The sequence below is a fragment of the Citrobacter sp. HN-141 genome, assembly GCF_033341895.1.
GTDB lineage: Bacteria > Pseudomonadota > Gammaproteobacteria > Enterobacterales > Enterobacteriaceae > Citrobacter.
Genome location: NZ_JAWPBF010000035.1, coordinates 1 through 13,380 on the forward strand (window position 1 = coordinate 1; position 13,380 = coordinate 13,380).

The 13,380-nt window shown below is 49.9% G+C and carries 17 protein-coding genes and 3 tRNA genes; 7 read left to right on the forward strand and 13 right to left on the reverse strand.

Going from position 1 to position 13,380, the window contains the following annotated elements; all coding sequences use genetic code 11:
- Nucleotides 1-75 precede the first annotated feature (75 nt).
- The 5 genes from RYZ59_RS23935 to RYZ59_RS23955 all read left to right on the forward strand — a co-directional run bounded on the left by RYZ59_RS23935 (nt 76) and on the right by RYZ59_RS23955 (nt 2,885).
- Nucleotides 76-339 (forward strand): hypothetical protein, encoded by a 264-nt coding sequence (locus tag RYZ59_RS23935; protein WP_206159878.1) that lies wholly within the window; start codon nt 76-78, stop codon nt 337-339.
- A 3-nt stretch (nt 340-342) separates the two neighbouring features.
- On the forward strand, nt 343-1,065 hold the full coding sequence (locus RYZ59_RS23940) for a DUF550 domain-containing protein (protein ID WP_411961778.1): 723 nt from the start codon (nt 343-345) through the stop codon (nt 1,063-1,065).
- The gene (locus RYZ59_RS23945; RefSeq protein WP_318051060.1) at nt 1,062-1,256 is read left to right on the forward strand and encodes a hypothetical protein; all 195 of its coding nucleotides are present in this window, start codon (nt 1,062-1,064) and stop codon (nt 1,254-1,256) included. Before RYZ59_RS23940 ends, RYZ59_RS23945 begins: the two co-directional genes overlap by 4 nt.
- Nucleotides 1,257-1,647: 391 nt before the next feature.
- A complete protein-coding gene (locus RYZ59_RS23950) occupies nt 1,648-1,875 on the forward strand; it encodes a DUF4224 domain-containing protein (RefSeq protein ID WP_182294078.1) in 228 nt (75 codons plus the stop codon).
- A complete protein-coding gene (locus RYZ59_RS23955) occupies nt 1,875-2,885 on the forward strand; it encodes a tyrosine-type recombinase/integrase (RefSeq protein WP_182294077.1) in 1,011 nt (336 codons plus the stop codon). The genes RYZ59_RS23950 and RYZ59_RS23955 overlap by 1 nt, the downstream gene beginning before the upstream one ends.
- Nucleotides 2,886-3,011: 126 nt before the next feature.
- Here RYZ59_RS23955 and RYZ59_RS23960 read toward each other — a convergent pair.
- The 6 genes from RYZ59_RS23960 to uvrY all read right to left on the reverse strand — a co-directional run bounded on the left by RYZ59_RS23960 (nt 3,012) and on the right by uvrY (nt 6,553).
- A tRNA-Leu gene (locus tag RYZ59_RS23960) sits at nt 3,012-3,098 on the reverse strand.
- Between the two features lie 12 nt (nt 3,099-3,110).
- Nucleotides 3,111-3,184, reverse strand: a tRNA-Cys gene (locus tag RYZ59_RS23965).
- A 52-nt stretch (nt 3,185-3,236) separates the two neighbouring features.
- Nucleotides 3,237-3,312: transfer RNA gene (locus RYZ59_RS23970), tRNA-Gly, on the reverse strand.
- Nucleotides 3,313-3,463: 151 nt separating this feature from the next.
- Nucleotides 3,464-4,012, reverse strand: a complete 549-nt coding sequence (pgsA, locus tag RYZ59_RS23975) for a CDP-diacylglycerol--glycerol-3-phosphate 3-phosphatidyltransferase (protein ID WP_003030490.1) — start codon at nt 4,010-4,012, stop codon at nt 3,464-3,466.
- 55 nt (nt 4,013-4,067) lie between these two features.
- Complete coding sequence (uvrC, locus tag RYZ59_RS23980; RefSeq protein WP_318051055.1) at nt 4,068-5,900, reverse strand: excinuclease ABC subunit UvrC; 1,833 nt, start codon at nt 5,898-5,900, stop codon at nt 4,068-4,070.
- On the reverse strand, nt 5,897-6,553 hold the full coding sequence (gene uvrY, locus RYZ59_RS23985; protein WP_137381533.1) for a UvrY/SirA/GacA family response regulator transcription factor: 657 nt from the start codon (nt 6,551-6,553) through the stop codon (nt 5,897-5,899). The genes uvrC and uvrY overlap by 4 nt, the downstream gene beginning before the upstream one ends.
- A 350-nt stretch (nt 6,554-6,903) precedes the next feature.
- Between uvrY and RYZ59_RS23990 the strand changes: the two genes are divergently transcribed.
- Together RYZ59_RS23990 and RYZ59_RS23995 are read left to right on the forward strand one after the other, a co-directional pair.
- A complete protein-coding gene (locus tag RYZ59_RS23990) occupies nt 6,904-7,017 on the forward strand; it encodes a hypothetical protein (protein ID WP_318051053.1) in 114 nt (37 codons plus the stop codon).
- Nucleotides 7,014-7,238, forward strand: a complete 225-nt coding sequence (locus tag RYZ59_RS23995; protein WP_005127733.1) for a DUF2594 family protein — start codon at nt 7,014-7,016, stop codon at nt 7,236-7,238. Before RYZ59_RS23990 ends, RYZ59_RS23995 begins: the two co-directional genes overlap by 4 nt.
- Before the next feature lie 66 nt (nt 7,239-7,304).
- On the opposite strand, the gene sdiA is transcribed toward RYZ59_RS23995, so the two are convergent.
- The 7 genes from sdiA to fliA all read right to left on the reverse strand — a co-directional run bounded on the left by sdiA (nt 7,305) and on the right by fliA (nt 13,182).
- Entirely contained in the window at nt 7,305-8,027 is a 723-nt protein-coding gene (sdiA, locus tag RYZ59_RS24000; protein WP_202038352.1) for a transcriptional regulator SdiA, read from the reverse strand.
- Nucleotides 8,028-8,257: 230 nt separating this feature from the next.
- On the reverse strand, nt 8,258-9,010 hold the full coding sequence (gene tcyN / locus RYZ59_RS24005) for an L-cystine ABC transporter ATP-binding protein TcyN (protein WP_137381531.1): 753 nt from the start codon (nt 9,008-9,010) through the stop codon (nt 8,258-8,260).
- Complete coding sequence (gene tcyL, locus RYZ59_RS24010) at nt 9,007-9,675, reverse strand: cystine ABC transporter permease (RefSeq protein ID WP_318051049.1); 669 nt, start codon at nt 9,673-9,675, stop codon at nt 9,007-9,009. Before tcyL ends, tcyN begins: the two co-directional genes overlap by 4 nt.
- Nucleotides 9,676-9,696: 21 nt before the next feature.
- Nucleotides 9,697-10,683: a D-cysteine desulfhydrase gene (dcyD, locus tag RYZ59_RS24015; protein WP_202038351.1), complete on the reverse strand. Its 987-nt coding sequence runs from the start codon at nt 10,681-10,683 to the stop codon at nt 9,697-9,699.
- Between the two features lie 155 nt (nt 10,684-10,838).
- Nucleotides 10,839-11,639, reverse strand: coding sequence for a cystine ABC transporter substrate-binding protein (tcyJ, locus tag RYZ59_RS24020; protein ID WP_318051047.1), 801 nt, complete (start codon nt 11,637-11,639; stop codon nt 10,839-10,841).
- A gap of 214 nt (nt 11,640-11,853) precedes the next feature.
- Complete coding sequence (gene fliZ, locus RYZ59_RS24025; protein ID WP_318051045.1) at nt 11,854-12,405, reverse strand: flagella biosynthesis regulatory protein FliZ; 552 nt, start codon at nt 12,403-12,405, stop codon at nt 11,854-11,856.
- Between the two features lie 57 nt (nt 12,406-12,462).
- Nucleotides 12,463-13,182, reverse strand: coding sequence for an RNA polymerase sigma factor FliA (gene fliA / locus RYZ59_RS24030; RefSeq protein WP_005127740.1), 720 nt, complete (start codon nt 13,180-13,182; stop codon nt 12,463-12,465).
- Nucleotides 13,183-13,380 lie beyond the last annotated feature (198 nt).

Consider the following 13,380-nt stretch of genomic DNA (forward strand, 5'->3'; position numbering starts at 1 on the left):
GTTCGTGCTGCATGAGCCTTGCCAAATCACACGGATGTTATTTTAACCACTTTTCAAGATACAAGGGGGAGTGAGATGGCTAACTGGTGGATGCCCATAGCACAGTTGAAAGTTATGCGCCGTCTGGAGGCTGGAGAAACCTTGCTTCGTAGCTTGGACGATACGTATCGGTGGGAAGGCTCAAAAGAAAAATGCACCCCGACTGGACGGGCCTTAAGGAATAAAGGGTTAATTTTTGATTATGGTTCGCGAAGCCCGAACTGGGAAGCAAAAATGCTCATTACTCCAACCGGGAAAAATGAACTCGGCTATAACCGCAACCGGGAAATTGAGGACTAACTCATGACAACTAACAACCACCCTGCGCACGGTCCTGTATCACTCGAGCGCCTGCACCAGATACGCAAAATACTCAGCAAAGCATCCGCACAAAGCGACGGCGGTAATCTCGGCTACGCAATGGCTGATGCTGTGAAGGTGATTGATGGGGTTCTGGAGTCGATGGCCCGCGAACAAGTACGCCGTGAACATGCAGCATGGTCACTGGCTACTTTCGGCGATGTCGGTCCAGTTGGTCCGCTGAAGCACCTTTCCAAAGAAGCGCTCGAGGCTGCTGCTGAACCCGGCAACCTTAGCGAATGGGCTGACATGCAGTTCCTGTTATGGGATGCGCAACGTCGTGCCGGTATCAGTGACGAGCAGATTACCCAAGCGATGGTAGAGAAGTTGGCTGTTAACAAACAGCGCGAATGGCCTGAGCCGAAAGACGGTGAGCCACGACTGCACATCAAGAAGGCTGGCAACTCTCCGGTAATTCCTGATGGTTTGGTGATGGTGCCGAAGAAACTAACCGCTGAGAACGGCGCAAAGAGTGTGCTGTCCGGTGAGTTTTCAGAAACGAAATTTATAAACTGCCCAGAGTGTTTTGGTGATGATGATTGCGAAACCTGCGACGGCAGCGGAAGAATTGAAATCACCGTTCCTGTCACATGGACGACCATCAAAGCTATTTGGGCTAAAGGTGTCGAGCATTTCGCAGCAGCACCGCAGCAGGAGGTGAAGTGATGGAAAATAGATACATCTACCACTACTGTGCTGTTAACGGTAGTGCGCAACTTGCTGGAATAGCTCAACTTACTTTCCGCATAAAATCACAGGCTGATTTAGAAAAGCTGAAGGAGTTGATTTCTGGAGATGATTTTAAGCCAAAGGCGATTAGCTCTCTTTCATACCTTGGTCGAGAGGTGGACGAATAATGCCTCCAATCAAAGTTGTTGTCATAACGGTGGTAATGTTTGCTATATGCCAGCTCATATCCATGACCGGGTATGGATTATGGTGAGCAAACTCAAACAGCGGCGCACGCGCCGCCTTAAGGCCGATGTCGCATGGTGGAAATCTGAAGCTGAATACTGTAAGGCGAGAGTGTTCGAACAGGCAAACGAAATTGCTGAACTAAGAAGCATGGTGATTCGTGTACCTATGCCGGTAATGGTGCCAGTAGAGATACTTCATCAGCTAAATGGGAAGGCTTCGAAAGAAAGTCCATTATGTCGCAATTGCAACGATGGAACCCGTCACGGTTGTTCATCGTGTGCTTACAGAATGAAGTAACCGGGTGCAGCCGGTTTAAGTGGAGAACTATCTATGAGCGGACAGAACCAACGTTTTCTTACTCCTGATGACCTCTATCAATTAACTGGTTATCGTCGCCCTTCCCTACAGTGTAAAGCTCTGAGTGATAGTGGGGTATTTTTTATCCTACGTAAGGACGGCAGACCAGGAACAACATGGGATCATGTATCAAACCCGGTTGGCCTTAAGTTGATAGTGAACAATCCAGAGGAAGAAGAACCAAACTTTAAGGATATGTAATGTCTAGAGCTCGCAAAAACCCTGAGGATAACTGGATGCCTCCTCGCGTTCGACGGGGAAAATCTGCTTATGAGTTTCGTACAACAGATGGTCGTACCGTCAGGTTGTGTAATCCTGATCTAACAAAATCGCAGGTATGGGCAGCTTACGAAAACTTCATAAACGATTTAAAGGTTAGTACGAACTTCAACGCACTTTGTGAAGAGTTCTTTAATTCCGGTGATTTCCACGAGTTAGCAACTGAAACACGTAAAGACTACAGAAAATACGGTTCAAAGGTAAATGTTGTCTTCGGGAAAATGAAGCCGGATAACATCAAGCCAGAGCACATCAGAAAATATATGGATAAACGAGGTGTTAAGAGCAGGGTTCAGGCAAACCGCGAGAAAGCATTTATGTCCAGGGTGTTTCGGTGGGCATACGAACGAGGAAAGGTGAAGATGAATCCTTGCCATGGCGTAAAGCAATTTAAAGAGCAGGCTCGGACCCGTTATATTAGCGATAGGGAATATGATGCACTTTATAGCGTTGCTTCTATTCCCGTTAAAGTTGCAATGGAGTTGGCATATCTATGTTGCGCCCGCCAGGGAGACATTCTTGACCTCAAAAAGAGTCAATTATTGAGCGAAGGAATTTTAATTCAGCAGAGTAAAACCGCAGTTAGCCAGATCAAGGCCTGGACAAAACGTCTGGAGGATGCCGTTAATCTTGCTGACAGCATTCATCTCAACAACGGTATGGTAAGTATTTTTGTCATCCACCAGCCATCAGGTCTGCGATATACACGCGATGCTTTTAATGCACAATGGATGAAGACTAAAAAAATTGCTGCTGAAAAATATCCAGACCTCGATTTCCAGTTCACTTTCCATGATCTAAAAGCCAAAGGAATTTCTGATCTTGAAGGTACTCTGAGTGAGAAGCAGGAAATTTCAGGTCATAAAAACGCGTCGCAAACAGCGAGATATAATCGAAGAATTTCAGTTGTTCCGGTCGTCGGGGGGCAGTAATGCCCTCTTTTTTATGGCGAAGCTGAATGGCGAAACCATGGTGAATATAGGGCACAAAAACAAAAAAACCACCCGTAGGTGGTTTCACGACACTGCTTATTGCTTTGATTATTCTGTTCTTTCCCATGGTACCCGGAGTGGGACTTGAACCCACACAGCGCGAACGCCGAGGGATTTTAAATCCCTTGTGTCTACCGATTCCACCATCCGGGCTCGGGAAGAAATTGGAGGCGCGTTCCGGAGTCGAACCGGACTAGACGGATTTGCAATCCGCTACATAACCGCTTTGCTAACGCGCCGAAATCTTCTGGCTTTACAGCCAAACATCCGCAAATGCCGATGTTTTAAATTTGGAGCGGGAAACGAGACTCGAACTCGCGACCCCGACCTTGGCAAGGTCGTGCTCTACCAACTGAGCTATTCCCGCATCACCAAGTAACTTTGTTAATCACTTGATTTTGTTATCGTCTGGCAATCAGTGCTGCCGTTCGATGCGTTGCATTCTACTTACCTGACGCAATGAGTCAACGATATTTTTCACCACTTACGATCGTTTGCTGAAATTTGCGGCGAAACGATCACTGATCAAGCAAATCTCCCCGTGCAGCGCTCAAATACTGGAACATTGACCATAAAGTCAGAATTGCGGCGACAAAGAAAAGTGCAATCCCGGCATACTCTACCCAGATATTTGGACGCCACAGCAGCCATGCCAGCGCAGCCATTTGCGATGTTGTTTTGACTTTACCGATCCACGACACCGCCACGCTACTACGCTTGCCAAGTTCTGCCATCCATTCGCGCAGCGCTGAAATGATAATTTCACGCGCGATCATCGTGGCGGCAGGCAATGTCACCCACCAGCTGTGGTAGTGCTCCGTCACCAGCACCATCGCGATAGCCACCAGAACCTTATCTGCCACCGGATCGAGGAACGCCCCGAAACGCGTGCTTTGGTTCCAGCGGCGCGCCAGAAAACCGTCAAACCAGTCGGTAACGGCTGCGATACAGAAGATCAGCGCACAAACAAAGGGAGCCCAGGTGAATGGCAGGTAAAAAGCCAATACAAAGAATGGGATCAGGATGACGCGAAACAGCGTGAGCAACGTAGGGATATTAAATTGCATATGACGGATAACTATCTGTTGTCAGTGAAATTACCCCTATGTTGCTACAGAGGGCCTAATGTTTCAACGAGTAGAAGATCTTTTCTGCCAGAGCTTGCGAAATACCCGGCACTTTTGCAATTTCTTCGACACTGGCGTTACGAAGCCCTTGCAACCCCCCCATATATTTCAGCAACATTTGTCGGCGCTTAGGGCCAACGCCTTCGATGGTTTCCAGCGTGCTGGTGCTTTTCACCTTCGCCCGTTTTTTACGGTGTCCGCTGATGGCGTGATCGTGAGACTCATCGCGGATATGCTGAATCACGTGCAACGCAGGGGAGTCCGGCGGCAGGCTAAACCCCTCGCCTTCCGGTTCAAAAAACAGGGTTTCCAGGCCGGCTTTGCGATCTGCCCCTTTTGCCACACCCAGTAACAGAGGGTGCTGTTTATCCCAGGGCACGTCCAGTTCAGCAAAAACCGCTTTCGCCTGCCCTAGCTGGCCTTTACCGCCGTCGATCAAAATAACATCCGGGATCTTACTTTCTTCTATTGCCTTACCGTAACGCCGGCGCAGTACCTGGTTCATCGCCGCGTAATCATCACCCGGCGTAATACCCGTAATGTTATAGCGGCGATACTCTGCGCGCAGCGGCCCGTTAGCGTCAAAAACTACGCAGGAGGCAACGGTCTGCTCGCCCATCGTGTGGCTAATGTCAAAACACTCCATGCGTTTTACCGCAGGCAGTTTCAGCACGGATGCCAGCGCCGTCAGACGTTGGGTAATCGTGGACTGCTGGGAAAGTTTGGTGGTTAACGCCGTAGCCGCATTGGTACGCGCCAGCTTCAAATATCGGGCGCGATCGCCTCGCGGTTTCGTCTGGACGTTAATCTTCCGCCCGGCCAGCTCAGACAAAGAGTCAGCCAACAGCGTCTTATCGCTAAGATTGAAATCAAGCAGGATCTCACCAGGCAAGGTACGCATCTGGCTACCCTGTAAATAGAACTGCCCAACGAAGGTTTCAACCACCTCGCCCAGTTCCGTTCCCCCTGGTACTTTAGGAAAATAGCTGCGACTGCCTAACACTTTGCCCTGACGAATGAACAAGACGTGTACGCAGGCCATTCCGGCATCAAATGCCACGCCGATAACATCCAGATCGTCGCCAGTATTGGAAACAAACTGTTTTTCAGTAACGCGGCGAACCGCCTGAATTTGGTCGCGGATGCGCGCGGCCTCTTCAAACTCAAGATTCTGGCTGGCCTTCTCCATCCGGGCGATCAGTTGCGTTAGCACCTGGTCGTCTTTGCCGGATAAAAACAGCCGTACATAGTCGACCTGCTGCGCGTACTCTTCTTCACTCACCAGACCGGCGACACATGGCCCAAGGCAGCGGCCAATCTGATATTGCAAACACGGGCGCGAGCGGTTGCGATAAACGCTATTTTCACACTGACGTATTGGGAAGATTTTCTGCAATAGTGCCAGTGTTTCACGGACGGCATAACCGTTAGGAAACGGTCCAAAGTATTCACCCTTAGCATGCTTCGCACCGCGATGCGTCGCCAGACGCGGATGGGTATCGCCACTGAGGAAAATAAAGGGATAGGATTTATCATCGCGCAGCAATACGTTATAGCGCGGTTGGTACAGCTTGATGTAATTGTGCTCAAGCAATAATGCTTCAGTTTCGGTGTGCGTCACCGTGACATCAATCTGCTGAATTTGTGCCACCAGCGCTTCGGTTTTACGCGACGCGAGGTTGCTGCGGAAATAGCTGGAGAGCCGTTTTTTCAGGTCTTTCGCTTTACCGACATAGATAACCGTCCCGGCGGTATCGTACATACGATAGACGCCAGGCTGGCTGGTCACAGTTTTCAGAAACGCTTTAGCATCGAACTGTTCGGTCACAGGCTTGTTAATGTCTCCGCATTACACAGGCCATGGCGAATTGCCAGGTGAGTCAGCTCCACATCGCCATGAATGTTTAATTTACTGAACATTCGATAGCGGTAGCTGTTCACTGTTTTGGGACTAAGATTCAGTTGTTCTGAGATCTCATTGACCTTCTGGCCTTTGGTGATCATCAGCATAATCTGCAACTCACGTTCAGACAAACTGGCAAACGGGGTTTCCGTTTTCTCTGGCTCAATCTGGCTAAGCGCCATTTGTTGAGCAATATCGGAAGCAATGTAGCGCTGTCCGGAAAAAACCGAACGAATCGCGCTCACGACTTCCTGAGGGGCGGCTCCCTTACTGAGATAGCCCGCGGCTCCCGCCTGCATAACTTTTGCCGGCAACGGGTTTTCGGTATGAACAGTCAACATGATCACTTTAATGTCAGCCGAGGAACGCGCAATTTTGCGGGTTGCCTCCAGACCGCCAATACCGGGCATATTCATGTCCATCAGCACAACGTCGACAGCGTTAGCGCGGCACCATTTGACCGCATCTTCGCCGCAGCACGCCTCGCCGACAACTTTAATGCCTTTTATATCTTCCAGAATGCGTCGTATCCCTGCGCGCACCAGTTCGTGGTCATCAACAAGAAAAACGTTGATCAAAGGAATATCTCCAGAATAGGGATAACGCTACCGATAGTTAATCGGTCCTATGTTAACGGGTTTTATCTCAACTTTGAAATCTAAAAAACACCCGACTTTCGATTTTGCTCTCGTTTTTGGAAATTAGATTGTACGAACCGTGGAAACTTCCACGGTTGAAGGGCGTTTGCCTGCGCTTATATCTGCATAGCTGTTTCAGAATAGTGACAAAAAATTCATATTCTTACGTTGAATGCTAAATAGAAAGGTAAGCTTGTAACAATAATTAACGAGTAAAATACGCGGAATAAACAAAGAATGGAGAAAATATATGCACTGCAACATCTTGTTTATTTTAATCTCATTGGGTTTTGTTTGCGCAAAAAACAACCTCAGATATTTTTAGCCAAGATTATGGTATACTCCGCCGCCTTGACGTTTGCCATCGCACTTTTTCATTGAAACATAACGAGGAAAATAAATGAGTACGCCTGATTTTTCCACTGCTGAGAATAATCAAGAACTGGCTAATGAAGTCACCTGCCTGAAGGCCATGTTAACGCTGATGCTGCAGGCTATGGGACAAGCCGATGCAGGACGCGTGATTCTTAAAATGGAAAAACAGATCGCGCTGATTGAGGACGAAACACAGGCCGCGGTATTTACCAGCACTGTTAAACAAATTAAACAGGCCTATCGTCAGTGATAAGAAACCGGCTGACAGCGATGCTCTCAGCCGGTTTTGCGTCTGACACTCAGAACGACATTTTATTCAGATAAGCCCCGTTGCGGCGGCATAACAAGCAATCTGTGTTTTGTTTGGCGCGTTAAACTTCTTCTGCATATTCTTCTGATGAAAGTTAACGGTATTTTCAGAGATCGACAGAATCATTGCTATCTCGGAAGAGGTTTTCCCCTCAGCGGTCCATTTCAGAATCTCTTTTTCGCGCTTGCTAAAACGCATCTCCGGCGCCATGACCATGTCATCTTCCAGCCGCATAAGTACCGACAGGCTTTCTCGTACCAGCAGTTGCATCCTGAGCTCGACTTCATCCTGCGCATATCGGCCATTACGCAAACTCGCGCGTGACACGGACAAAAAGCCTAATGCCCTGTTTGGCAACATTAAGCATTGCGTCATCCCCTTGCGCAGACCGTGATTACGTGCGGCGTCCCACAGCGGTTGTGCGTCACGGAACAGGGTGTCATCCCACGGTAAGTGGCCCTGACTGAAGTTTTCGGGTTTCAGTACCGGATCGATAGCGAAATAATTTTCTGATTGATAATGTGCGACCCAGGCTTTGGGATACGTCGTATGAAGTACCGTTTTAGGTCGGGTAAAGGGTACGGGATGCCGGACACAGAGCGCATAAAAATCGAACTCTAAGTGCTGCGTCTGATGTTGTAATTCGTTATAGACATCCTCTGCCGCCGCCATTTCCTGAAAGCGTAACAGCATGCTCCGTCGCCAGGTGAAGAAATCATGATCCTGCATACTAAGTGGTAATGCCCCTGAGATTGATAATCATCCAAATGTATGAAACAAGCTAACACATAAATGTATTTTATATATGCAAATTATCGGACAAATAAGAAATTACTTGAGTGCAACGTAACACCCCACAATGCTGGCAGGGTGAAGTAATAATAATAAAGCAGTAATTATAAATAGTTATGCAATAAGCACTCACCAAAAAACTATTTCGATGAGTGCTCTCTGACCTTTTATTGCATCAGGAACTTTTCAAGAAACTGACGGGTTCGCGGTTGCTGTGGATGCGTAAATAAGGATTTTGCCGGCCCCTGCTCCACTATCTTGCCCTGATCCATAAATATCGCCCGGTCAGCAACGTCACGCGCAAAACTCATTTCATGAGTCACAATGACCATGGTGCGTTTTTCCTGCGCCAGCTGACGAATAGTATTAAGCACTTCGCCAACCAGTTCCGGGTCCAGCGCGGAGGTCGGTTCATCAAAAAGAATCACTTCCGGACGCATAGCCAGCGCCCGGGCAATGGCGACACGCTGCTGCTGACCGCCGGATAACCGCCGTGGATAGCTGCTCTCTTTACCCGCAAGCCCAACCTTTGCCAGAAGTTCACGCGCACGCGCTGTCGCCTCCGCCTTCGCTTCTCCCTTCACAATGACCGGACCTTCAATAATGTTTTCCAGTACGGTGCGATGTGGAAATAAATTAAAGTTCTGGAACACAAACCCCACATGCTGGCGCAACTGGCGAATCAGTCCTTTCTGCTGGCTTAAGGAACGTGCGGTATCAATGGTAATGTCTCCGACCTTGATGGTGCCCGCCTCTGGTTGTTCCAGCAAATTAATACTGCGCAGCAGCGTGGTTTTGCCTGAACCGCTCGGCCCGATAATCGCCACGACTTCACCAGGCTTAACGTCCAGATCAATGCCGTGCAGTACCGTTTGCCCGTGAAATTTTTTCACCAGGTTTCTGACTTCAATAGCACTCATTTCGGATCTCTCTCCTGGCGGTTGAGCTGTTCTTCAAAATAGTTCTGCAGCGCAGAAAGCACCGTCGCCATGACCCAGTAAATCAGCGAGGCCGCCAGATACATGGTAAACACCTCCAGCGTGCGTGAAGTAATCAGCTGCGCCTGGCGGAACAGTTCCGGTACCTGGATGGTCGCGGCCAGTGAGGTGTCTTTCACCAGACTGATAAAACTGTTGCTCAGCGGCGGCAATGCCACGCGTGCCGCCTGCGGGAGAATCGCTCTGCGCATCGTCTGCCACGGCGTCATACCGATACTCGCCCCGGCTTCCCACTGCCCTTTATCAATGGAGGAGATGGCCGCACGCAGCGTTTCTGCCGCGTAAGCCGCGGTATTCAGCGACAGACCGATCATTGCAGCCGGGATCGGGTCCAGCTCAATCCCAAACTGCGGCAGACCATAGTAGATCATAAACAGCTGGGCAATTAACGGCGTACCGCGAAAGACCGAGATATAAAAGCGCGCCAGCCAGCGCACAGGCAACAGTGGCGATAAACGCATTAGCGCCAGGATGAACCCCAGCACCAGGCCAAAAAACATCCCTCCGATACTCAGTTGGAGCGTAAATACCGCCCCTTTCAGCAGATACGGCAGCGAATCAATGACCAGTTGGATACTTTCTTGCATTCGTATTTTTCTACCTGGTTGTCATACATGTGGATGGTAGGCAAACAACGCAGGTGCCCCACCGGTATGAATAAAGAGGATTGGCCCTTCATCTTTAAAGCGTTTCTGGCTGATACCGTCAATCAGGCCTGCCATCGCTTTACCGGTATACACCGGGTCCAACAAGATGCCTTCCAGACGTGCCAACAGTTTTACCGCCTCCATGCCTTCTTCATTTGGCGTACCGTAACCCGGCGCAAAATAATCATCCCACAGTAAAATCTCTGCCGCCGCGGTCAGTTCCAGCTCACTGGCAATCGCCTGCTGAAGCGCAACGACTTTTGGTTTTTGGTCAGCAACGCAGCGTGAAACGGTGACACCGATAAGCTCAACGTTTGGCATCAATTGTTCCAGCCCTACCGCCAGCCCGGCGTGCGTTCCTGCGCTGCCCGACGCTACCACGACGGATGACAGTTCTACGGCACCTTCACACTGCTGAGCAATTTCCAGTGCGCTTTCGACATAACCCAATGCGCCCAACGCGTTAGAACCGCCAACCGGGATCACATACGGGCGGAATCCCTGCGCTTCAATCCGCGTCGCCAGTTCCTGAAGCTGCGCATTCGGATCGGTCAGCGCATCACACATTTCAATCTGGGTATTGAACAGATCCAGCAGCAGGCGGTTACCGTTACTGAGGTAATTCTCCGCGGTCGTGCCGATCGGGTTTTCCAACAGCGCCACACAGTGAAGCCCCAGTTTCGCCGCGACCGCCGCCGTCTGACGCACGTGGTTCGACTGAATAGCCCCTGCAGTGATCAGTGTGTCTGCGCCTTCACGCAGTGCGTCCGCCGCCAGAAATTCCAGTTTGCGCAGTTTATTGCCGCCCATCGCCATCGGCGTGACGTCATCGCGTTTAATAAAAATATCGCGACCGAGATAATCAGAGAAACGCGGGAGATATTCGAGCGGCGTTGGCGCGCCAATAAATTCCAGACGGGGAAAGCGCGTTAAGTTATGCAGTGGCATAGAGCCTCCGGTGTTTACTCATCATCTTGTGGGCAGCAAGCAGCCCAAAAGCCTGAGAGTAGAAGTTGTTGTGATGTTCTTTTTATTATGCACGTTCAGGCGCAATGGAATAAAAAAAGGCGCTGTTAAAGGCGCCTTTTTTATCCGGATGATGATTATTTCGTCACATCCGCTCCAAACCATTTTTCGGACAGGGCTTTCAGCGTGCCGTCTTTTTGCATCTCGGCAATAGCTGCATCTACAGCTTTCAGCAGATCTTCATTGCCTTTACGCAACGCCACACCAGATTCCTGGCGGGAGAACGCTTCACCGGTCACGGCCAGGGTGTCTTTAGTTTTCTTCACCAGATCCAACGCGGCCAGACGGTCAACCAGAATGGCATCGATACGGCCTACGCGCAGATCCTGATATTTGGTCGGGTCATCATCATAGGTACGGATATCTACGCCCTGCACGTTCTGGCGCAGCCACTCTTCGTAGTTGGTCCCCAGACCAACACCGACTTTTTTACCTTTCAGGTCCTCGGCGGTCTTAATCACGCCTTCGTTACCTTTCTTCACCAGCGCCTGGATACCAGAAACCGTATACGGGGTAGAGAAATCGTATTTCTTCTTACGTTCGTCAGAAATGGTTACCTGGTTTATCACCACATCGATACGTTTGGAATCTAACGACGCCAGCATACCGTCCCATTTGGTCGGCTTGAGCGAGGCTTTCACACCCAGATGTTTAGCCAGCTCCTCGGCAAATTCCACTTCAAAACCGGTCAGTTTGCCGTCGTCACCCTGGAAACTAAACGGGGGATAAGTCCCTTCCAGCCCCACCAGCAGCGTGCCGCGCTCTTTCACTTTATTTAACAGACCTTCGTCCGCAAATGTTTTTGCGCTCATACCCGCGACAAGTGCAACAGCCATTACACCCATCAGCGCCTGACGTCCCAGAAGTGCTAATTTCATAGTTACCCCGAATATTGTCATTAGTGACTGCTATTTATCCACAAAATCATTCGAGTTGCATCAAGGCGGCAAGCGAGTAAGTCCCCAGGAGCTTACTAAAGTAAGTGACTGGGGCGCCAACGCAGAGACAGCTTGAAGGATAACGTGTGTATGAGCGTAGTGTAGAACGTTCGCCGTAATTCACAAACACGACTCTGTTACACCTTATTCGTTTTTAATATATATCAGAACTGGCTGTCCAGACGGATTTCTGCATATGCCCCATATGCGTATGGGCTTTAAACTGCTCATACTTACGTAGCGCAATGCGGTAGTTATTGGTGCTGGTTTCTGGCAGCCACGGGGCGAGGTTTTCGTCGAGGAACCCTTCCTGCAGCAGGTCGTGAGAAATTTTTTGTTCGGTCAGATGATTGCCAAGACGGCGCAGGCGAACAACATATTCGCGCACCGTACCGTGGCTCATTTCGGTTTGCTCAAACAAAAATTGTTTAAAGCCGATGATGTCAAAGAAGTCGCTTTGCTCTTTGCAATGCAAATCACCGCAGAAACGGCATAACGCCACCCACTCTTTTTTCTCCTGCGCCCATTCAGCATCATCAAGCAACGTGTCCAGGCGGGAGATGGCTATCTTATTCACAATCTGTCCGCGGCGAACCAGCGTGATCCTGTCGAGCAACTTAAAGCAATGGGCGCAATGCGTCTGGCTGTGTTTGAAATCTTTGAGGTAGCGGCTTAGTGGCCGTCTTTTTGATTGCTGCACCGTCATGAGAACTCCTGGTAGTCAATACGTTATGCGGCATTGTTCAGGGGCAAAGATTACCCCTTATAGCTTACCCAGCTTGGTGCGTAGACGTTTGATAGCCTGGCTGTGCAACTGACTGACCCGTGATTCGCCGACTTCCAGAACAGCACCAATCTCTTTCAGATTCAGCTCTTCCTGATAGTACAGCGTCAATACCAGCTTCTCGCGCTCCGGCAATGCGTCAATCGCATCCATCACGCGCTGACGGAGGTTCCCCTCAAGAAGCTGTTGTAACGGGTTTTCTTGCTGATGTTCTTCTGTCACCAGCTCAATACTATCGCCATGCTCTTCCCGCCACTCGTCGTATGAGAAGAGTTGGCTGTTATTGGTATCAAGCAACATCTGACGATACTCTTGTACAGGGATCCCCAGACGCTCCGCCACTTCTGTTTCCGTCGCGTTGCGCCCTAATTCCTGCTCCAGTTGCCCCATCGCCTGTGCCACTTCGCGGGCATTGCGCCGAACGCTACGCGGCACCCAGTCCCGGCTGCGTAGTTCATCCAGCATAGCCCCACGAATACGCTGCACTGCGTAAGTGGTAAATGCCGTTCCTTGCAAAGCGTCATATCGGTCAACTGCATTCAATAACCCGATGCCGCCCGCTTGTAGCAGGTCATCCAGTTCCACGCTCGCCGGCAAGCGCACCTGAAGGCGCAATGCTTCGTGACGCACCAACGGTACATAACGCTGCCACAGCGAGTGTTTATCCATTACACCTTCAGCGGTATACAGTGAATTCACGATAAACAGCCCTGCGTTAAATGAGTTATCGGCATGATTATCCGTTTCTGCAGGGGTTTTAATCGGGTGAATAGTGGGTGAAATGGGGGGTTATTTGGGGGTTACGGGTAAAGCGGAATGTAAAAAACCCCGCCTGAGCGGGGTTTGTGCGATAAGTGTAAATTAACGCAGCAGAGACAGGACGTTCTGCGTGGTCTG